This is a genomic window from Terrimonas ginsenosidimutans, assembly GCF_022012415.1.
Taxonomy (GTDB): Bacteria; Bacteroidota; Bacteroidia; order Chitinophagales; family Chitinophagaceae; genus Terrimonas_A; species Terrimonas_A ginsenosidimutans.
Genome location: NZ_JAKLTR010000013.1, coordinates 219,009 through 239,468, shown reverse-complemented (window position 1 = coordinate 239,468; position 20,460 = coordinate 219,009). Strand labels below are relative to the sequence as shown.

Here is a 20,460-nt window from a genome sequence, read left to right as displayed (position 1 = left end):
TCAACGATCCACGATCATCCACTCACCCATTCCCACTAACCACATTGTGGTATTTTTTTTAATGCAATAGCTTGTTAGCTTCACCATACAAAAGCTAACATGAAAACACTTGTCCTATCAATGTGCTGCCTTTTTGCAGCATTACATCTTCATGCCCAGGATACGGAGTTTCCCAAAGAATGGGAGATACAAATGAAACTCACCAATGGGATGATCACCAATTTCAAAAGTTATTCCCCGGATATTTATACAGGTGCATTAGGACTGGCTCCGCAATATGCAGTGATCCCTCATAAGCTGCGCGTTGGTGCTGCAGCTATGCTGATGTACAATAATAAAAAGTTAGGTGGTCTTTTCGGACCATCCGCAGCCTTTAAGCTTTCTTCCCTGGGCACAAAATTGTTTGGCCTTGGTAATATACATGTGCAGTTGGAACATTTATGGGGTACTGATAAACAACAGCTCTTTGGTGGCGGGCCCTATGTAGAGCTCGGGCATAAACTGCTGATCGGCATTACCACGCATCGCGATTATAAACTGAACAGCTGGTGGTTTCAATCAGCCATCGGGATCAAGCTGAACAAAACAAAAGCAAAAGACCGTCAGGAGTTTAACTAACTTAACCAACATACCATGAGCAAAGCATTAGTGATCAGTGGCGGCGGCTCCAAAGGCGCATTCGCCGTAGGCGTCATCAAATACCTTAGAAAGAATTACCCCAACTCTTCGTTTGATATGTTTGTTGGAACCAGCACCGGCTCATTGATCGCACCACTCGCTGCATTGAATATGATCGATGAACTGGAAGAATTATATACCACGCAGAACACCACAGATATAGTTCAGAAGTTCAACATCGGCGATCGCCTCTCCGAAAATTCGATCATGGGAGTTGATCCCCTGTGGGAGCTTGTAAAAAAACATTATTCAGATGATTTCTATTCCAAACTGCAGCAATCAGGAAAACAGGTCTTCCTGGCCACCACCTGCTTACAGACCAGTGAACTGGTTATCTACAGCAATCAGGACCAGGCGCCTTCCGATAATTACGCCGTTAGAAAAGTCGAAACACCCCTGCAGTTCAGAAAGGCCGTTCTCGCCTCTGCCTGCCAGCCGGTATTCATGCCTCCGGTGAAAGTGAATAAAGAGATCAACGGAGCGCCTGATCAGTTCTACCAGTATGTCGATGGCGGCGTACGTGAATACGCAGGCATTGAAATGGCTATTCAAAATGGCGCGAAAGAGATTGTAGCCATTCTTCTCAGCGCAGAAAAAACAGAAGTAGAGACAAAAGAATACAAAGACATTTACAGCGTACTTGAAAAGACCATTTCCATTTTCACAGAAGATGTGGGAAAGAATGATATGGTCATTCCCATGCAATACAATGAAGCACTCAAATACATCGAATCGGTGAAGCGGAAAATGAAAAGAGCCGGCATCAGTAAAGAAGATATCGACGAATACTTCACCACCTCACGCACACCCAACCCCTTCCAGGATAAGCTTCCACTGAACATTCACGTCATCCGCCCTGATCACCCGCTCGGCGGAGGCCCCGGCGGGCTCGACTTTATCCCCGCAGACATGACCGTCATGCTCAACACCGGCGAAGAGATCATCGAACAGTATATCGCGAAGCTGGAGACGGAAGGAAGCACCTGGGCGTGACGGGCCAATCGTAACCCAAATTTTGCGTGCTGACAATTATAATGCAATGTCGTTTAAGAGGCAAACAGTGCATCATCCCGGACGGGCAATGTCATTAAGGTAAGGATTGTCTTTGCTGGCGATAGCGTTGCAAACCTGACTTGCGTAAGGCCCCCTCCAAATCTCCCCTTCAGGCTACCGTGTACCCATAAGTATTTGAATGACGTAAAGGAACGCGGCGGACACGGCGATACGCGACGTCCGCCGCGAAAACAGCCATAGCAGACTTTGTATTCGCCGCGCACGTCGCGTATCGCCGCGTCCGCCGCGTTCCTCTACGCCATCAAGCTATCAAGAAATTATTCGGTCATATAAAAGGAAAAATGTGAATACACGGTAGCCCATCACTTGTCACTTAATGAATGTGCAAAGTCTCCCCTGAAGGGGGAGATTTAGAGGGGGCCTTACGCCCTCAAAGCTAAAACAGACCCCTGTATACAAAGCTGCAGTTTAACTAAACGACATTGAATTATAATGGCGTGGCGTAGGTTCCTTAGAAACCTAAGGAGCTTCTGGAACCTCTGAAACCTCCCCCGATGTTAAATAAGGTTAACGATGTTCCATAATACGAAAATGATCGTATATTTGATACGAAGTATTTCGTTGAACACCTTAAACCTTAAATCAACAGTTATGAAACCCCGTTTACAGAATGCCGGCCGCCTCTCGCTTGTCGCCCTTATCCTTGTTGCTGCAATTGCTTTGCTTTCCTGGAAAAAGCAGGATAAACAAACCGATAAAAAACAAGATCTCAGAACTTATACAGATACCGTCCCTTCAAAAGAAAGAAAGGTGCGAGACCTTGATGAGGCTCTCAATCAGCTGGACGAGATCAACCTGCACGCCATAATTGAACAGGCAATGGGCAGCGTTGCCGAAACAATGAAAAACATTGATGCAGAAAAACTCCACCTTGAAGCACAAAAAGCATTGGCATCAGTGGATATGGAAAAAGTGAACGCGGACGTGGAGAAAGCATTGAAAGAGATCGACTTTGAAAAGATCCATGAAGAGGTGCAGGCATCTCTCGCAAAAGTGGACTGGGATGAGATCAAAATAGACCTGGAAGATGCAAAAAAAGAAATTGCAGCAGCCAGAAAAATAGATGTTGAAGAGATGAACAGGGAGCTTGCAAAAGCAATGGCAGAGATCAAAAAGATCCGCCCTGAGATCGAAAAAGAACTTGCCAAAGCAAAAGTAGAGATCGAAAAGATCCGCCCCGAAATGGAAAAAGAATTAGCCAAAGCACAGGTTGATATCGATAAAGCAAAAGAAGAGATCCGTGAATACAAGACGTTTGTAGACGGATTGGAAAAAGATGGGCTGCTGAACAAAAAAGACGAATACACCATCCGTCATAAAGACGGAAAGCTGATCGTAAATGGTAAAGAAGCTTCGTCTTCGATCTACAGCAAATACAAAACCTTTCTTGATAAACACAAGAAACTGCATATCCAAAAGACAGAAGGTTCTTTCGAGATGGACGAGGATGACAGACAATAATTTTCGCTTACCGACATAGCCATGAAAACAATCAGTCCGCGTAATGCGGACTGTTTTGTTTTATGAAAGTTGTATCGCAAAGGACGCAAAGGGAACGCAAAGTGCGCAGAGAATGCTTAGCGAACATTGCGTTCTCTTTGCGTCCTTTGCGATACAACTACGCCATTACCATCCGGGAATGCAGCTGATCAGTACAAAGGCCAAAAAAAGCGGCCTCAAAATATGAGGGCCGCTTTGCTATCTTATCGGTGATTCGCCATCCTAAAAATCCGCAAAGTGCAATGGCGAAGGAACAAGGTCAAAATCTTTGCTTTCGATCATTTCAATATTCAGCAGGAAAGGTTCTTCCGCTTTTACCACCACTTTCTCCTTCGTTACTTTTTTATATCCCGCTTTTTCAAATACTATCTTATAGGTTCCAGGTTTGAGCGCATCAAAGGAATACCCTCCAAGCTCATCTGTATGCGCTGCTTTCTCTTTGCGGGAGATGAGATAGGCCGTAATGTTCACATCCTTTAATGGCTTCTTATTTTCGGCATGCACTACCGATCCTTCAATATCATTCTTCTTGATCCTGGTATCACAGGAAGGTGACGGGTCTGTATTGGCATAAGCCAACCCAAAACTGAGCAGGCTGAGAGCCAGCAATACAATTTTGAATTTCATGGAGGCGATGTTTTAGTGGTTTACGGTTTAAGCAGCACGAGGTCTGTCACACGGGGGTCAATATAATAAAGTTACAGTTTTCCAATGGGATTGCCGAGGGCCTCACTGAACTCCTGCCACACTTTTTTTACGATCTCTCCGGCGGGTAAAATATCATGAACCAAAGCGCTCACCTGCCCGATCTCCAGTTCACCTTCTTCCATATTTCCTTCGAACATTCCCTTTTTTGCGCGGCCACGGCCAAGCAGGGTCTTCAACTCTTCCGGTGAAGCGCCACGTTGCTCAGCGTCCATTACCTGCTGATAAAATGCATTGCGGATCAGCCGCACGGGAGTCAACTGTTTCATCGTTAAGACAGTATCACCTTCCACTGAATCAAGGACCGCCTGTTTGAAGGCCTGGTGGGAAGAGGCTTCCTGGCTTGCCACGAACCGGCTGCCCATCTGCACCCCTTCAGCCCCAAGCACCATCGCCGCCAGCATCTGCCTGCCGGTCGCGATCCCTCCCGCAGCTATTACCGGTATGCTCACCGCCGCTTTCACCGCCGGTATCAGCACCAGCGAAGTTGTTTCTTCGCGACCATTGTGGCCGCCTGCCTCAAACCCTTCCGCCACCACTGCATCACATCCCGCGTCTTCAGCCTTGCGGGCAAATTTGCTGCTGCTGACCACATGCACCACCCTAACACCATTATCCTTCAAAAGTTTTGTCCAGGTTTTAGGATTACCCGCCGAGCTGAATACTACAGGCACTTTCTCTTCCAGAATAATTTCTATGTGCTTGTCGATGTCCGGGTAAAGCAGGGGGATATTCACACCAAATGGATTTGACGTTGCGGCTTTGCATTGACGGACATGCTCGCGGAATATATCGGGATACATACTTCCCGCCCCCAGTAAGCCGAGTCCGCCGGCATTACTCACTGCACTGGCAAGCTTCCAGCCACTGGCCCAGATCATCCCGGCCTGAATGATAGGGTATTCGATGTTGAAAAGGGAGGTGATGCGGTTGGTCATGAGACAAAGATAAGGTCATTGGGGGGAGAGCTTTGGGAGGTTTCCATAATACCACCGGCCTCGCATTCCATAAAACGAAAAAGGTTACGAATCAAACTCCATAACCTCTCCCGATCAGATGTAAAACCTATGAAACTTATCAAACCTTCGAAACCTCCTACCCCAAATCAATATTCGTATTATCCCCAATACTCAGCGTCCTCGTCTCTCCTTTCAATCCTGTATCACTTCCGATGATGGATGCCTCCAGTACGATATCAAAAAGATTAGAGAAGGATCCGATGATGGAGTTGCGCACAATAGAATAATTGATCCGGGTATTTTCTCCGATCGTTACATCCGGACCGATGATCGAATTTTTTATATCACATCCTTCGCCGATACTTACCGGAGGAATGATCACGGTGTTTTCAAACTGATGTTGTATAGTATTATGCGCATCGAACTTTTTCAGCAAAGTTGCATTAGACTCAAGCAAAGTATCCTTTCTGCCGCAATCAAACCAGGTTTCTACTTTGAATGGCTTGAACTTTACCCCCTGCTTCAGCATACAATCGAGTGCATCTGTAAGACTATACTCTCCGTGTGTACGCAATCCTTTCATGTAGTTGCTTTCCAGGCACTGGAACAGTTGCTGGCTTTCTTTGATCTTGTAGATCCCTACCAGCGCCATATTAGACTTTGGAATATGCGGCTTCTCTACAACATGATCTATAAAACCATTTTCATCGATCTCCGCAACACCAAATTCGCGGGGGTCATCCACTTTGCGAACGCCCAGCATGGAGCAGTCACTCTCCACCACTGCTTTGACATTGTAATCGCAGATCGTGTCGCCAAGCACCACCATCACCTCATCATCATTTACCACTTCCCTGGTGATCTGTATCGCATGGCCGATCCCCTGCCTGTCTATTTGCTGAACATAATGTGCTTTGAGGTCGGGATATTTTGCCTTCACATAATCCCGGATCTTATCACCCAGATAGCCGACGATGAACACAAATTCATCTATACCGGCCTCTAACATCTGGTCGATGATAATGCTTAACACCGTCTTACCCGCAAGAGGGATCAGTGCCTTTGGTTGAGTGTAACTATGAGGACGCAGTTTGGTTCCCGCGCCCGCTACTGGTATTATTGCCTTCATTTACCCGTAAGGGACTTTTAATTGAAAATTTAAAAGCCAACGAAAGTAATGATTTTTACCGCAAACAAAAACTTATCCGCCCCGGCGAGGTTTAAATGAGCTGCCGACGTAATTTTGCGGCGGCAAAGCACCGGAAAAATCGTTTGAAAGTTTCACTGTTTTAAAGTTTAAAAGTTGCCGGAGTACTCTTCCTGTTAACAGTTAAACCATTAAAACTTAAAACTTTAAACACAATTCCCTGCGTTTTCGCCTTTAAACCATTAAACGTTCTTCATGCAAAGAGACACCCAGATCTTCGACCTGATCGACCAGGAGCTGGACCGCCAGCGTCACGGTATCGAACTTATTGCTTCTGAAAACTTTACTTCCCTGCAGGTAATGCAGGCGATGGGCACCGTTCCCACCAATAAATATGCAGAAGGCTACCCTGGCAAGCGCTATTATGGCGGTTGTGAGATCGTCGACCAGATCGAAACCCTGGCAATCGAACGCCTGAAGAAGGTTTTTAATGCAAGCTGGGCCAACGTGCAACCGCATAGCGGTGCGTCTGCGAATGCAGCCGTATTCCTGGCCTGTGTAAAGCCCGGCGATAAAGTACTCGGCCTGGATCTGAGCATGGGAGGACACCTTACCCATGGCAGCCCCGCCAATTTCAGCGGAAAGAACTATGAAGCCATTTTCTATGGCGTGAAAAAAGAAACCGGCCTGGTGGACTATGACCAGCTTGAAGAAAAAGCGCTGAAAGAAAAGCCCAAAATGATCATTTGCGGAGCATCTGCCTACAGCCGCGATTGGGATTATAAACGTATCCGCGAAGTGGCCGACAAGATCGGCGCTATCGTATTTGCTGATATCGCACACCCTGCCGGTTTGATCGCCAAAGGATTGTTGAATGATCCGTTTGATCATTGCCACGTCATCTCCTCCACTACCCACAAAACACTGCGCGGCCCAAGAGGCGGTATCATCATGCTCCGTCATGATTTTGAGAACACCTGGGGCGTGAAAGATCCAAAAGGAAATACCCGCACGATGAGCCAGCTGCTCGATCTTGCCGTATTCCCGGGTACACAGGGCGGACCCCTCGAACACGTGATCGCAGCCAAAGCGATCTCCTTCGGAGAGATCCTGACCGACGACTTTACCAAATACGCAAAACAGGTGATCTCCAACGCTCAGGCAATGGCTAAGGCATTTGTAAGCCGCGGATATGACCTGATCAGCAACGGCACAGATAACCACCTTATGCTGATCGACCTGCGCAATAAGAACCTCACCGGTAAAAAAGCTCAGGAAACACTCGACAAAGCACATATCACCCTCAACAAGAACGCTGTTCCTTTCGACGATAAATCACCTTTCGTTACCTCAGGTATCAGAGTGGGCGTGCCTGCCGTCACAACGCGCGGCATGAATGAAAGCGATATGGAAACGGTGGTATCTATGATCGATAAAGTGCTGACGAATATCGACGATGAAAAAGTGATCGCGGATGTGAAGGCGGATGTAAAGCAGTTCATGCAGAAGTTCCCCTTGTATCCGGAGCTATAAAAAGTTTAAAAGTTTAATAGTTTAATAGTTTAATAGTTGCGAAATACAGTAAAACACCGGGATCAACTGCTTAACTTTTAAACTATTAAACCATTAAACTTTTAAACTATTGTACATCCAGTTCCAGACATTCCCATTATTTCGATAAGTTTACCCTCAAAACCCTCGCCCATGATACAGCGTCAGCAAACACTCTGGTTACTTTTGGCTGTAGCTTGTTCCATACTCGGCTTCCTGTTTCCGGTGTATACAGGTCAGAAAGTTGAAGCGAACGCAGCACCGATATATGACGAACTGATGGCAGGCAGCAGCTTCCTTTTGATCGTGCTAACCGGTATTTCTGTATTGGTGGGAGCAATTGCGATCTTTATGTTCAAAGACAGGAAAACACAGGTAAAACTTAGCGGTGCAGGAATTGCCATTGCCGTTATACTCCTGATACTCTACTTTCTTGAAACGAAAAAGTTCGAGTCCGGCCGTTTCGCCTTAACATCCGTTTACCTGCTTGGCCTGGTGATCGGCTATATTATGGCAACCCGCGGAATTCTTAAAGACGAAAAACTGGTGAAGAGCCTCAATAAACTTCGCTAAAGATATTTGCCTTGAAAATAGAAAGCCCCGCAAAAGATGATTGGCGGGGCTTTTCTTTTGGAAAGGGTTGAGAGGTCCCATAGGTTCAAGAGTACCACCAGGCCTCGCATTCCATAAAACAAAAAAGGTTACGAAATCAAACTCCATAACCTTTCTCAATCCGATGTAAACCCTATTAAACCTATTAACCTTCTGAAACCTCCCGAACCTATGAAACCTATTTCTTCACAACCAAACTTGACGCCGCATAATGATCCCCTTTCAGTGAAATAATATAGGTACCGGCATTAAGACCCGCGGGAAAGCTGACCGCCTGCGTAATACCATCACCCTGGAGATGGACAGAAGTAGTTTGCACACAGATACCGGCACCATTGATCAGGTGTAGCTTGTACGTTCCTTTCTGCACGGCCGCCAGCGTAATATTGAACCGGTCATCAGTTACCGGATTCGGATATACAGAAAAACCCGCATCCGAAAAGCCTGTCCGGGCTTTCAGGATGCGACTGCTGACAAATCTTCCTGATTGTATCATTACCCTGATGCGATAATAACTGTTGCCCGGCAATGCGCTGCCATCAGTAAATGAGTACACGGCTTTAGCATTCAGATTATGTGCCGGCTCAAACCTGTATACAGGTTTGAAATCCTTTCCATCCGGTGACCGCTCTACCTGGTAATAACTTACATCCCGTTCTGTAAGATTGCACCAGGCGATCTGCACCTGGTCATTCTTCACCACCGCCCTCACGCTGTCAAACATCACAGGAAGGGTTCCGAGATCAGACGTCGCATTCGTTTGATTCTGCGCGGTCGCAGACAATAGAAATACACAGGAAAACAAATACAGGAAAATTATTCTTGCCACAGGCTTTATCTCATTTACGTGAAAAATGAAAACTTCTTGATCTTTTAATGACACCGGAATTGCCTGCGATCATCGTATTACTCCCTGCTTCAGGAATAGATCACTAAGGGGATATTACGGTACGGATTTCAGAAGAACTGGACAGGACTCGACTTAAGAAAACAACGGAAACAAACATATACAGCAAAGGGAAAAATTGCAAGCATTCCCCGAAAATGTTTTCAGGAATAGGGCTTTTACGATGCAGGGGAGATCCGCAAAAGGTTAAATAACGAATGGGTTAAGAGTTTCTTTGTAGTGCTAAGAAGAGAGGGAAGAGAAAGGGGAAACAAGGCTCCGGACTACCCGGGCGTCAACCACGATCGGATTCAATGAGAACCAGGGCCGGGCCTGATCCCATAGTCGTGAAGCTAATTCAGTATCGGCCAGTAGTATCGCAATGAGCGCAAAGTAGCCGCAAAGAACGCAGGTAAATACTTAGCGGGCTTTGCGGCTACTTTGCGCTCATTGCAATACTACTACGCCAGACCTGTTTACAGGAAAGTTCCTGTATGACTTGCTTTTACTTTCTTCGCTCCTTCTGGTTTTCCTGCATATACTAATGACCCGCCTTCATCACCGGCTTCAGGACCAAGATCGATGAGCCAGTCGGCGCTTTTGATCACGTCTGTATTATGTTCAATTACCAGAATAGAATGCCCCTGCTCGATCAATGCATTGAATGAAGCAAGAAGCTTTTGTATATCGTGAAAGTGAAGACCCGTTGTCGGTTCATCAAAGATGAAAAGGATCTTTGAGCTGGCTCTCCCTTTTCCCAGGAACGAAGCCAGTTTCACACGTTGTGCTTCACCGCCCGACAGCGTATCGGATGATTGTCCCAGCTTCACATAACCGAGTCCGACATCACTCAATGGTTGCAATGCTTTTGCCAGGTTCTTTTCATCACTGAAAAACTGGATCGCATCATCCACGCCCATTTCGAGTATATCATAAATGCTGCAGTCATGATATTTCACTTCCAGCACTTCTTCTTTGAATCGCTTACCACCGCAGGCTTCGCAGGTAAGATGTACGTCTGCGAGGAACTGCATCTCTACCACCTGTTCGCCTTCTCCCTTGCAGGTATCACAACGGCCGCCGTCAACGTTAAAGGAAAAATGCTTTGGCTGGAAGCCACGCATCTTGCTTAACGGCTGACGGGCAAACAGATCCCTGATCTCATCATATGCTTTGATATAAGTGACAGGATTGCTGCGCGATGATTTACCAATGGGATTCTGATCCACCATTTCGATCTGCCCGATACTGTCGATATCACCGGTGATCGCCTTATGAAAACCAACCTTATCGCCAAACTCTCCTTTGATCTTTCTCAGGCCGGGATAAAGGATCTGTTTGACCAGTGTTGTTTTGCCGCTCCCGCTTACCCCGCTTACCACACAAAGAACATTCAACGGAAATTCGACGGTAATGTCTTTCAGGTTATTTTGCCTTGCACCTTCAACTGTAATAGAACGATTCCACTTGCGTAGATTCTTTGGCACTTCGATCTTCAGTTTACCACTGAGGTATTTGCCGGTAAGACTATTGGGATTTGTTATGATCGAATCATAGTTTCCTTCAGCGATCACCTGGCCTCCGAGATGTGACGCCAGCGGTCCCATGTCAATGATATGATCCGCTTCCCGCATCATCAGTTCATCGTGCTCAACTACAACAACCGTATTACCCAGGTCACGCAGCTCTTTCAAGACACGGATCAGGTTGGTTGTGTCCCGTGAATGCAAACCGATAGATGGTTCATCAAGTATGTATAAAGAGTCGGTGAGGTTACTCCCCAAACTTCTTGTCAGTTGTATACGCTGGCTTTCTCCACCGCTTAACGAATTCGCAAGTCTGTTTACCGTCAGGTAACCAAGCCCGACATCCAGTAATGTTTTCAGCCGGTGGTGGATCTCCAGCAGAACACGCTTTGCAACCTGTTTATCATGATCGCTCATTTTCTTTTCCAGCTGGTCAAACCACACTTTGAGATCCCTGACAGGAAGTTCACTCAGCTCGCCAATATGCTTATCGCCCACTTTCACATACAATGCCTCCTGTCTCAACCTGTATCCTTTACAATCGGGACAGGTCGTACGGCCACGATAGCGGCTCAGGAGCACCCTGTATTGAACTTTATAGAGGTTTTGCTCCACCTCCTTGAAGAAAGCGTTGATGCCCAGGGCATGTTCGTTACCAGCCCAAAGGGTTTCGTACTGGCTGGCAGTGAGATCCGCGATCGGTTTATGTACAGGGAAATTGAACTTCTTGGCGCCTTTAATGAACTGTTCTCTCCACCAGCCCAGCTTTTCGCCTTTCCAGGGGGCAACAGCACCATCGTATACGCTCAGGCGCTTATCGGGGATCACCAGCTCGTTATCGATCCCGAGGACCTGGCTGAATCCTTCACAGGTCGGGCAGGCTCCAAAAGGATTATTGAAGGAGAACAGGTTGGGCACAGGTTCTTCGAACACAATGCCATCCAGCTCGAAACGGTTATTATAATGCAGGAACTGGTTCTTATCACCCTGTACTTCTATATATACGTCGCCCTCACCCTCATAAAAGGCGGTTCCAACGGAGTCGGAGATCCGGTGGAGATCGTCTTCTTCGAAATCTTTTACCACGATCCGGTCGATCAGGATATACAATTCTTTGCTTTTTCCCGTTAGGGTCGATTTCAGCTCTTTATCGGATACCTCAATCAGGTCATCTATACGAAGTGTTTCTCCGCTTTTGGAGGTAGTATCTTTAAGGTAGACCCGTGAAAATCCTTTTTGAACGAGGATGTTCAGCTCTTCTTTCAGGTCCCGGTTCTTATGCTGTTTGAACAGGGACAGTATAAAAACGCGATCGCCTTCCTTCAGGGAGGAGATGGAGCGGACCACATCTGTCACATCATCCTTTTTCACCTGTTTCCCGGATATGGGAGAGAGGGTCTTGCCGGTCCTTGCATATAAAAGTCGCAGATAATCATATAGTTCTGTCATACTCCCCACGGTACTGCGCGGTGTGCGGGTAATAACTTTCTGTTCGATGGCGATAGCCGGGCAGAGCCCTTTTATATAATCGACATCGGGTTTATTCATTCTGTTCAGGAACTGGCGGGCATAGGCGCTCAGGCTTTCGGCGTAGCGTCGCTGGCCCTCCGCGTAAAGCGTATCAATGGTCAGCGAAGATTTACCCGATCCGGATACCCCGGTTACGACAACCAGCGAATTCCGGGGAATTTCTACCGTAATGTTCCGGAGGTTATGAACTCTTGCCCCTTTTATCAGGATGTTTTCTGCGGAATTTACGGTCTTCTTTGTAACGGGATTTTTCCCTTTTATTGTCTTTTCCATTATTGTCCCGTTGATTGTAAAGTGTTCACTGTCGCAAACTTCGTGCAATATCCTTAACATTTTTTTTGTAGTCGAAATTATTGTTTGCGGGATCTTTTGTTGGCTGAATTATAAAAAAGCTCTATTTTTAGTTTACCAATATCTTAAAACAATGATCAACCTAAAAAACCACCCCGCCTATCGTATAATACTTCTACACATTTAGCTTAACAGCTGTTTTTACCGTTTGTTCCCATTAGTCCAATCATTATTTAACCAATATCCATTAACTACCACCTAAACCTGTAGGAGTATGAAAGCTTTAGTCAAAAAAACCGACCATGAACTCATCCAACTCTTTACGGATGGGAATCTGGAAGCCCTGGAGGCCCTTGTTGTCCGTCACAAAGACAAATTGTACACATCTATTTTGTTCCTGGTAAAGGACAAGTACCTGGCTGAAGATATTTTCCAGGATGTGTTTATCCGCATTATAGACACTATGCGTAGTGGCCGTTACACGGAAGAAGGTAAATTCCTTCCATGGGCTATGCGTATCGCGCACAACCTCTGTGTGGATCATTTCCGCAAAGTCAAAAGAACTCCTACTATCCGCAATAGCGAAGACAAAGATATTTTCGAGGTGCTGAATTTTACAGATGACAGCGCTGAGACTGCCATGATGAAAAGACAGAGTCATAGCCGCGTACGGGAAATGCTGGAAAGGCTTCCTGAAGACCAGCGCGAGGTGATCATTCTGCGCCACTATGCTGACATGAGCTTTAAAGAGATCGCTGCCGCAACAGACTGCAGCATCAATACCGCTCTTGGCCGCATGCGCTACGGATTAATTAATCTGAGAAAATTGATGGTACAAAAACAAATTGCACTCTAAGTTGTTGTATCAGTATATTTGCGCGCAATAACGCAGGAACTTATTGTCATTCTGTTTCTCCCGTTGCACCCGAAACGTTCTTTCCGAACCTTTCTTCTTGCTTGCCTGGCAACAGGTTGTTACAGAATGACACCAAATTGACCCCGTTTTAGCTTCGGTTGGAACGGGGTTTTTCTTTGTCCGCTGCAGCTTGAGCGAAAAGGCGGCTTTTCGTTGACCGTTCACCGGACAACAGCCAACGAAAATCTCCTGATCCACCAACTGATGAACATGGTTGACAGATCGCGGATCATGTTGAAAAGTTGGGGATGGTCTGCAAAATGGCTTGGGTTGAAATGTTCCGGATGAGCATCGCTCGCATAAACTTCTGCCGGCCCTTCCATCGTAGCGAAGCGGAGGAGGGAACCTGGGCCAGTCGCTCAAAAGATTTATCGCCCTCAGTGTGTCAGCTTGTCACCATTTTTCACTGCCTAAAATCCCGTCAAACTTTGGACGACCTAAGGACGACCAAGAGACGGACTAACGACGACTAAGAAGCATTTTAAAAACATGCGAAGTTTGACCCTAAATGATTATCATCAGTCAACACATCAGCTGGCTTCGCATGCCAGAATGTCGTATCTAAGGAGCATATATCACTTCAAGGCCTGCTCACGTTTTTTGTGCCCGATCAGACAGCTATCGCTTAAAAACTTGTAAATGAAAAAGCCGCTCTGAATGAGCGGCCTGAAAAAATATGAAATGTGATTATGGTTGTTTCTTTTTGAATGCTTCCAACCCGCACTCTAGCCACTTCGCAAACTCTTCGGCGTTGGGCGTATAGAATTTCGTTTTGGTAAGCGCCACCTGATCCGGTGTGATGATGGCATATTGCGGCTGAGAGGTGGCATTGAAGTTCTCCGTCTGAAAGGTGGCCCATTTATCTCCTACGGTCACGATCGACTTCTCTGTTCCATTTGCCAGCGTCACTACGGTTTGTTCTGGTAACGGAAGCTTGTTCTTCTCATCCACATATAATGATACGACTACAAACTCCTTACGCATCAGGCTATCTACCAGGGGATCGGGCCACACATTCTCTTCCATACGCCGGCAGTTAACACAGGCCCATCCGGTAAAATCAATCAGTACCGGCTTGTTCTCTTTTTTCGCGATCGCCAGTGCTTCCGCATAATTATTATGCATCGGCTCGAACATCGCATTGTCCCGCGGATACAATGAATACGTTCGCGGAGGAGGAAATCCACTGATCAGGCTCATTCGCGCATTTTTCGGATTACCCAGTCCCGGTATTATATAGATCGTAAATGAAGCAAACAACACGATAAATGCAATCCTGACGAAAGAGAATTTTTTCACCGGTGAGCTATGCCCTATTCTTAGTTTACCCAACAGGTAAAGCGTTACCAGCACACCGATGATGATCCACAATCCTATAAACACTTCACGTTTCAGTAATCCCCATTGTTTTACCAGGTCTGCATTGGAAAGGAATTTAACGGCCAGCGCCAATTCGACAAATCCAAGTACCACTTTCACGTCAGTCATCCAGCCGCCGGATTTCGGCAGTGATTGCAGCCAGTTAGGGAACATGGCAAACAGCGCAAACGGAAGACCGAGCGCCAGACCAAATCCCGCAGCACCTGCCGTCAACGGCCAGGCGCCCTGGTCAACTACTCCCACCAGCAATGTTCCCAGGATGGGACCAGTACAGGAGAAGGACACGATGGCCAGTGTTCCGGCCATGAAGAAGATCCCCCCTATATTACCCAGGCTTGATTTTGAATCGGCTTTATTAGCCAAACCCGCAGGTAAAGTGATCTCGAACAATCCGAAAAAGGATAAAGCGAAGAACACAAACACCGCGAAGAACAAGAGGTTCAGCCAAACATTGGTGGAGATATTATTCAGGATCTCCGGATTGATATTCGCAACATGGAAAGGAACGGTAACCAGGATATAGATCAGGAAGATAAAAAAGCCATAGGTGATGGCATTACGGACACCGGTTTTACGATCCTGCGCTTTTTTTGTAAAGAACGTCACAGTAACCGGGATCATGGGGAACACGCAGGGCGTCAATAACGCTACCAATCCGCCGGCGAACCCAAGCAGGAAAATACTCAGCATGCTTTTATTGACAGTGCCGTCATCACCACAATCACTTATCGGTTTATTAATATCGATCGACGCGACCTTGATCTTTGCCGATGCATCCACTCCCCCTTCCAGCTCCACTGTAAACGGCAGCGGCGTCGATGGATAGAATTCATTCTCTTTTCCGTAAGTATACAGTAAAGTGCCCTGCAGTTTGGAAGGGACTGTTCCGTTGATCTTTATCACAGCGGTCCACGAAGCTTTTCCTTCATACACCTTGATCTTCGTGTCTTCGAAGATCGGGCTGGTCACCTGCAGCGGTGCTTCCGGAAGAACAAATTCCCCCTGCTGCTGTATGCTTGAATCAGGGAACTGCAGCTCCGTCGTTTTGATCTCCAGCAACACCTGGTTGGGTGCATAGATCTGCCATTTGGCAACTGAAGGAAGATTAAAGCGGAGTTCATATACCCCTTCGCCCGTTTTTTTACTTTCTACTTTCCAGCCGGAGATGGCGCCGGTGGAATCCTGTGCAGATACCGTAGAGGCAATGAGAAAAAAGACGAATGCAGTTAAGATTGCGGTGAGCCTTGACATGAAACTGGATTTAAACAACAAACGAGTTCCCTAAGAGAACCCGTTTGTTAACAGACAAAATATCTTTTTAGTTGAGATCGATTGTGAAGTTTACCTTTTTGGGTGGAAGACATTTCTGATCATTACAGGTCTGGAATTCCAATACGCCTGTAACATTTGTTTTCGCATTTGCTTTCAGCTTCACCACCTGCACGAAATCCACTTTATTGGAAAACTGGTTGGCAGAAAGTTCCAGCTTTGCATCGTGAAACTTCTCCAGCTTACCATCTTCCTTGATCGCACCTTCCAGTGTAACCAATGGATTGTTGTTGATCTTGAAAGTAGTGGGCATCGCTACGGCATCTTCCGGCTGAACCTGGGAATACAGGTGCCATCCTTTCTGAATGGTGGCCGTCATATGCACTTCATATTGTTTATCTGCTACTTTTTTCGCAGAAAAAGCCCAGGATACAGGATTTTGCTGAGCCTGGCCTATCGTTGCCATCAAAAATACCGATGCGAGTAAAACTAGTTGCTTCATAATCCCTTTTTTCTATCTAAGTACGCAAAAATCAAACTTTTGCGTGATTTCAGATTGTTAAAATAACCTATTGGAAGGATAACAATAAAACAGACGAACGGTTTAGTGAACCAGTTGTTTCGCCATCAATAAAGTTTCGATGATCTGGCGGCCATCTGTGTTACCCAGGATATCTGAGCAGGCTCTTTCCGGGTGAGGCATCATGCCGAACACATTGCGCTGGGCATTAGTGATCCCCGCAATATTCCTGGTTGCGCCATTTGGGTTTGAATCTTTAGTGAACTGACCATTCTCATCGCAATAGCGGAAGATCACCTGGCCATTTGCTTCGAGTTCATTCAGTGTTTGTTCATCGGCATAGTAACGTCCTTCGCCGTGAGCGACCGGTATTTTAAACACTTCCTCAGATGAGTTCTTGATAAACACGTTCTTACAAACAAATTGCTGGTTGGCATTGCGGAGCAGCGCACCCGGGAGCAGGCCTGACTCACACAGGATCTGGAACCCGTTACAAACGCCGAACACCTTACCACCTTTGTTCGCAAACTCGATCACACTCTGCATCATCGGGCTGAAACGGGCGATCGCACCGCAGCGGAGATAGTCACCATAGGAGAAGCCGCCCGGCAGAACGATACAATCTTCTGTAGTGAACTTGCTGAGATCCCTGTCTTTATGCCAAAGCATAGTCACATCCTGGCCCAGGTCATGCTTCAATGCATCAAACATATCCCTGTCACAATTGGAGCCTGGAAAAACAACAACGCCGAATTTCATGTATTAAATTGATGGTAAGTGGCAAAGATACAAATTGAGGGTTCATCAGGAAAGGGAAACGGCGTGAAAAGTAAAAAGTAAAAACTGAAAACTGAAAAAAGAGCCGTGGTACGGAGAAACCCGCCAGGGACAGGTGGTTCAGGATAGCCGGGGCGTAGGAGTATCGCAAAGGGCGCAAAGATCCCGCAAAGGCCGCAAAGGCTGGCCGCTAAGTTCTTCTTTGCGCTCTTGGCGGTCCCTTTGCGCCCTTTGCGTAGCTCCTACGCCAGCCAGGCATAAAAACCCCGCAAAACCGGATATTGCCTTCCCGCGAATCGCTTTTTTACTTTTTAATTTTGAATCTTTAGTTTCTTCATCCCCATCCTGGTCCCCAATACTGATACGCGATAATAAACCCGGCAGTGATCCAGAAAACGATCACCGGGAATGGACGCCAGGTGGCATATAGATAAGTGCAGGCGTGGAATGCAGCCATCGGCAGCATGGCCATGACCCAGTTCTCAAAAGTTCCTGTGGTGTTTACAAATGGCATCAGCAGCGATGCGAGGAGCAGCAATAGCAGGAGGCTCCATCCTTTTCGGACGTTGATGAGCACGCGTCTCAAATTCTCCTGGATAAAGTATCCTCCTGTCAGGAATGGGATCATTACGAGGAACACACTGCCGGCGAGCCAGGCCGATTGTTTCAGAGAGGGCACGCCGAGGGTGATATGGGGTACAAATTCCTGCCAGCTCCAGGTACCATCAATGACGGTATAGATCGCATAGAAATAGAATGGTGTTGTAACACCCAGCAAACAGATCATCCATTCATTCAGTCTGAATGGTCTCATCACCGCAAGTGCGAGAAGGATCCATAGAACGAAGATCAGGGAGGAAATGAATATATAACCGGCGATGCCAAGGGCCAGTCCGATATTGAAGATCGCGGCCTTTGCATTTTGCTTGTTGTATACATTGAACAGACCGGAAAGAATAAAAAGCAGGATCGTATTCACCAGCAATGGCGCGGAAAAATAATTCCATTCCGGCATCAGCGATGTCACCAGCATATAAGACATACCAGGGAGGTAGGTGGCCTTATTCATCATCCGCTGATTGTTGATAAAGCCGTTGAGCACTACGGCCTGAACAAAAAGCAGCAGGAATGCCAGCAGGGGAAATAACAGATCGAATGATTTTCCGGCGGGGCCGAAAAAATCAAGGATCATATCGAATAAGATACCATCCGCCGGTCTTGATACCGGCTGGTGCGGGTGGGCGAACATCGGCCATTTGATCACGATACCCATGATCAAAAGCAGCAGGAGGTTGGCGGGACTTTTCTGTTTAAATAAACCGGTCAAGGGAGAGTTAAAAATTAAAGGTCAAAAGTAAAAATTAAAACGGGAAAGCTGCAAGGTCTTTCAATAAAGACTTTTAAATCAAGGGTAATTACCCATTCACTTCTGACGGGCATGTTCTTTCAAAAAAGGATCCCGGGAATGTAAGCAGGCTTACTGTCCCGGGATCCTTTTAAATTTTTACTGTTGAGTTTTGACTTCCTCAATATTCGAGTTTCGCGAAGCAGATATAATTCCTGTAGACGCAGGGTATGATCATCTGTCGGGCCGAAACCTGTTTTCCATACTTTGGCATGAACTCATAACCCCGGTCAAGATCTTTCAGGGTTGGGTTGCGGGTCAGTGTTCCGTCGGGTTTTACGGAAAAATCCGTCAGCAGCTGCACGCGTCTTTCGAGGTTATTGAACAGGAAGTGCACCTGGCCACCGGTGTTCATTATCTGGTAAGAGATCAGGTCGTCGGACTGGTCATCAAACTGTTCTTTGGTGATCACACTGCTCCATTCGCGTTTACCATTTTTGTCGAATGACTGAATGGTGATATTATCGGCCTGGTACCGGGTATTCTGGAAATCATTGAAGCGGTTGCCCCAAAAGCTATTGTTGTAGTAAGGGGAATAGTAATAGTAATCGTAGGACCGGAAATACGGGGAATACATGTAATTGTACCTGTTCCACATGGATGATCCGCGTGATGAGGTGTAGAATGCTTCGGACGCGATGATGAACCCGCCATCCCGTCTCACCACGATCTGCCGGATGAAGTATTCATTGAAGGCCGCTTTGATACTTGAATTGCCACGTGCCTCACGGCGAAGTGCATCAGAGAATGCAAAAGTGTCTTCGATGACCGGCTGCTGTGTTGCTTTATCCCAGATGTAGAAATAATAGCCGTCAGTATTGCCACGCTTTTGTTTTACGTAAAATGAAGTAAGGAAGAATCGCTTATTTACGTTATCCGGTTTAATGCGGATCTCGTCAAGAAAGATCTTGTCCAGTTTCAGCGTACGCACCAGCAGCGTATCAGACTGGGCATATTTCACGAGGAAGGCGGCTTCGCCGATGTTTTCATTGTTCACCCTGTTGAACTTGGAGAAGATCAGGTCTCCCTCATTATCGAGTTGGAATTCGCTGAGATAATCATCATCACGATCCTGCATGGGGATAGCAAGGCGGCTTTTTTTAATGAGCTGCAGTTTTTCGTCCAGCAGGATGGTGGTGGTCATGAAATTCCTTCTATCCTTTTTATTGATCTTAAAGATCATGATCTTGCTCTTATCCTCGCTGGAGATGACGGAGTAGATCTTGTTGTCACCGGAACCGATCTGTGTGGTGTCCAGGGAGATCAGCTCTCCTATTTTTTTGCCCTCCGGATCTATCTTGGCTGCGGCGCAGTAAACAATACTTTTTTTACGGTACTGGTATATCATATAGGCAAAATCGCCATATGGGAAAAAGTCAACATTGATCACCCGGTCATTGTCCGGAAGGTAGTCCTGATCCACTTTTGCCACTTCCTTCATATCATTATCCAGTATCGAGATCCAGTTTTTGTTCCTGATACTTTTATAGATAAGGAAGTTGCCGTTCATTTTTCCGATGACTTCAAAATTGAGGCGCCTGGAATCTTCACGGTCCGGTTGTGAGTATACGATCCGCTGAGATTTGGCTGACAGTCCGGCAAGTAGCGTGATAAGACATAAAATCCATCTTCCACCCTTCATAATATTCTGATTTTTTGCTCGTTAAAATTACTGGTTTGCCCGCTAAAAGGTAACCTTTATTTCCCAAAGATGCAGGAAACCCAAGGATTACA

Annotated in this window: 16 protein-coding genes; 6 read left to right on the top strand and 10 right to left on the bottom strand. The window is 46.5% G+C overall.

Annotation, left to right across the window (positions count from 1 at the left end; genetic code table 11):
• The first annotated feature begins 99 nt into the window (after window positions 1-99).
• The 3 genes from LZZ85_RS19670 to LZZ85_RS19660 all read left to right on the top strand — a co-directional run bounded on the left by LZZ85_RS19670 (window position 100) and on the right by LZZ85_RS19660 (window position 3,213).
• Complete coding sequence (locus tag LZZ85_RS19670) at window positions 100-618, top strand: hypothetical protein (protein WP_237875065.1); 519 nt, start codon at window positions 100-102, stop codon at window positions 616-618.
• A gap of 15 nt (window positions 619-633) precedes the next feature.
• Window positions 634-1,671 carry a patatin-like phospholipase family protein gene (locus LZZ85_RS19665; protein ID WP_237875064.1) on the top strand — a complete coding sequence of 346 codons (1,038 nt, stop codon included), beginning with the start codon at window positions 634-636 and terminating at the stop codon, window positions 1,669-1,671.
• 672 nt (window positions 1,672-2,343) lie between these two features.
• Window positions 2,344-3,213, top strand: a complete 870-nt coding sequence (locus LZZ85_RS19660) for a V-type ATP synthase subunit I (protein WP_237875063.1) — start codon at window positions 2,344-2,346, stop codon at window positions 3,211-3,213.
• A gap of 261 nt (window positions 3,214-3,474) precedes the next feature.
• Here LZZ85_RS19660 and LZZ85_RS19655 read toward each other — a convergent pair whose 3' ends face one another.
• From LZZ85_RS19655 to LZZ85_RS19645, 3 genes are all read right to left on the bottom strand, one after another.
• A complete protein-coding gene (locus tag LZZ85_RS19655) occupies window positions 3,475-3,879 on the bottom strand; it encodes a carboxypeptidase-like regulatory domain-containing protein (protein ID WP_237875062.1) in 405 nt (134 codons plus the stop codon).
• A 71-nt stretch (window positions 3,880-3,950) separates the two neighbouring features.
• Window positions 3,951-4,895 carry an NAD(P)H-dependent flavin oxidoreductase gene (locus LZZ85_RS19650; RefSeq protein ID WP_237875061.1) on the bottom strand — a complete coding sequence of 315 codons (945 nt, stop codon included), beginning with the start codon at window positions 4,893-4,895 and terminating at the stop codon, window positions 3,951-3,953.
• Between the two features lie 157 nt (window positions 4,896-5,052).
• Window positions 5,053-6,045: a sugar phosphate nucleotidyltransferase gene (locus LZZ85_RS19645; protein WP_237875060.1), complete on the bottom strand. Its 993-nt coding sequence runs from the start codon at window positions 6,043-6,045 to the stop codon at window positions 5,053-5,055.
• A gap of 273 nt (window positions 6,046-6,318) precedes the next feature.
• On the opposite strand from LZZ85_RS19645, the gene glyA reads away from it, so the two are divergent.
• Complete coding sequence (gene glyA, locus LZZ85_RS19640; RefSeq protein ID WP_237875059.1) at window positions 6,319-7,596, top strand: serine hydroxymethyltransferase; 1,278 nt, start codon at window positions 6,319-6,321, stop codon at window positions 7,594-7,596.
• A gap of 171 nt (window positions 7,597-7,767) precedes the next feature.
• Complete coding sequence (locus LZZ85_RS19635) at window positions 7,768-8,187, top strand: DUF4293 domain-containing protein (protein ID WP_237875058.1); 420 nt, start codon at window positions 7,768-7,770, stop codon at window positions 8,185-8,187.
• A gap of 217 nt (window positions 8,188-8,404) precedes the next feature.
• Here LZZ85_RS19635 and LZZ85_RS28685 read toward each other — a convergent pair whose 3' ends face one another.
• Both LZZ85_RS28685 and uvrA read right to left on the bottom strand, forming a co-directional pair.
• Window positions 8,405-9,055: a T9SS type A sorting domain-containing protein gene (locus LZZ85_RS28685; protein WP_237875057.1), complete on the bottom strand. Its 651-nt coding sequence runs from the start codon at window positions 9,053-9,055 to the stop codon at window positions 8,405-8,407.
• Between the two features lie 533 nt (window positions 9,056-9,588).
• Window positions 9,589-12,441 (bottom strand): excinuclease ABC subunit UvrA, encoded by a 2,853-nt coding sequence (gene uvrA, locus LZZ85_RS19625; RefSeq protein ID WP_237875056.1) that lies wholly within the window; start codon window positions 12,439-12,441, stop codon window positions 9,589-9,591.
• A gap of 292 nt (window positions 12,442-12,733) precedes the next feature.
• Here uvrA and LZZ85_RS19620 point away from each other — a divergent pair, with 292 nt between their 5' ends.
• Window positions 12,734-13,315 (top strand): RNA polymerase sigma factor, encoded by a 582-nt coding sequence (locus LZZ85_RS19620; protein WP_237875055.1) that lies wholly within the window; start codon window positions 12,734-12,736, stop codon window positions 13,313-13,315.
• 747 nt (window positions 13,316-14,062) lie between these two features.
• Here LZZ85_RS19620 and LZZ85_RS19615 read toward each other — a convergent pair.
• The 5 genes from LZZ85_RS19615 to LZZ85_RS19595 form a co-directional block, all read right to left on the bottom strand.
• Window positions 14,063-16,006 carry a protein-disulfide reductase DsbD family protein gene (locus LZZ85_RS19615; RefSeq protein WP_237875054.1) on the bottom strand — a complete coding sequence of 648 codons (1,944 nt, stop codon included), beginning with the start codon at window positions 16,004-16,006 and terminating at the stop codon, window positions 14,063-14,065.
• Between the two features lie 67 nt (window positions 16,007-16,073).
• Window positions 16,074-16,526 carry a protein-disulfide reductase DsbD domain-containing protein gene (locus tag LZZ85_RS19610; protein WP_237875053.1) on the bottom strand — a complete coding sequence of 151 codons (453 nt, stop codon included), beginning with the start codon at window positions 16,524-16,526 and terminating at the stop codon, window positions 16,074-16,076.
• A gap of 102 nt (window positions 16,527-16,628) precedes the next feature.
• Window positions 16,629-17,303, bottom strand: a complete 675-nt coding sequence (gene purQ / locus LZZ85_RS19605; protein WP_237875052.1) for a phosphoribosylformylglycinamidine synthase subunit PurQ — start codon at window positions 17,301-17,303, stop codon at window positions 16,629-16,631.
• A gap of 352 nt (window positions 17,304-17,655) precedes the next feature.
• Window positions 17,656-18,648, bottom strand: a complete 993-nt coding sequence (locus LZZ85_RS19600) for a hypothetical protein (RefSeq protein WP_237875051.1) — start codon at window positions 18,646-18,648, stop codon at window positions 17,656-17,658.
• 199 nt (window positions 18,649-18,847) lie between these two features.
• Window positions 18,848-20,368 (bottom strand): hypothetical protein, encoded by a 1,521-nt coding sequence (locus LZZ85_RS19595; RefSeq protein WP_237875050.1) that lies wholly within the window; start codon window positions 20,366-20,368, stop codon window positions 18,848-18,850.
• Window positions 20,369-20,460 lie beyond the last annotated feature (92 nt).

Bases quoted from the DNA above. Each gene is read 5' to 3' on its own strand.
- LZZ85_RS19670 (WP_237875065.1), top strand. From the start codon at position 100: ATGAAAACACTTGTCCTATCAATGTGCTGCCTTTTTGCAGCATTACAT.
- LZZ85_RS19665 (WP_237875064.1), top strand. From the start codon at position 634: ATGAGCAAAGCATTAGTGATCAGTGGCGGCGGCTCCAAAGGCGCATTC.
- LZZ85_RS19660 (WP_237875063.1), top strand. From the start codon at position 2,344: ATGAAACCCCGTTTACAGAATGCCGGCCGCCTCTCGCTTGTCGCCCTT.
- LZZ85_RS19655 (WP_237875062.1), bottom strand. From the start codon at position 3,879: ATGAAATTCAAAATTGTATTGCTGGCTCTCAGCCTGCTCAGTTTTGGG.
- LZZ85_RS19650 (WP_237875061.1), bottom strand. From the start codon at position 4,895: ATGACCAACCGCATCACCTCCCTTTTCAACATCGAATACCCTATCATT.
- LZZ85_RS19645 (WP_237875060.1), bottom strand. From the start codon at position 6,045: ATGAAGGCAATAATACCAGTAGCGGGCGCGGGAACCAAACTGCGTCCT.
- glyA (WP_237875059.1), top strand. From the start codon at position 6,319: ATGCAAAGAGACACCCAGATCTTCGACCTGATCGACCAGGAGCTGGAC.
- LZZ85_RS19635 (WP_237875058.1), top strand. From the start codon at position 7,768: ATGATACAGCGTCAGCAAACACTCTGGTTACTTTTGGCTGTAGCTTGT.
- uvrA (WP_237875056.1), bottom strand. From the start codon at position 12,441: ATGGAAAAGACAATAAAAGGGAAAAATCCCGTTACAAAGAAGACCGTA.
- LZZ85_RS19620 (WP_237875055.1), top strand. From the start codon at position 12,734: ATGAAAGCTTTAGTCAAAAAAACCGACCATGAACTCATCCAACTCTTT.
- LZZ85_RS19615 (WP_237875054.1), bottom strand. From the start codon at position 16,006: ATGTCAAGGCTCACCGCAATCTTAACTGCATTCGTCTTTTTTCTCATT.
- LZZ85_RS19610 (WP_237875053.1), bottom strand. From the start codon at position 16,526: ATGAAGCAACTAGTTTTACTCGCATCGGTATTTTTGATGGCAACGATA.
- purQ (WP_237875052.1), bottom strand. From the start codon at position 17,303: ATGAAATTCGGCGTTGTTGTTTTTCCAGGCTCCAATTGTGACAGGGAT.
- LZZ85_RS19595 (WP_237875050.1), bottom strand. From the start codon at position 20,368: ATGAAGGGTGGAAGATGGATTTTATGTCTTATCACGCTACTTGCCGGA.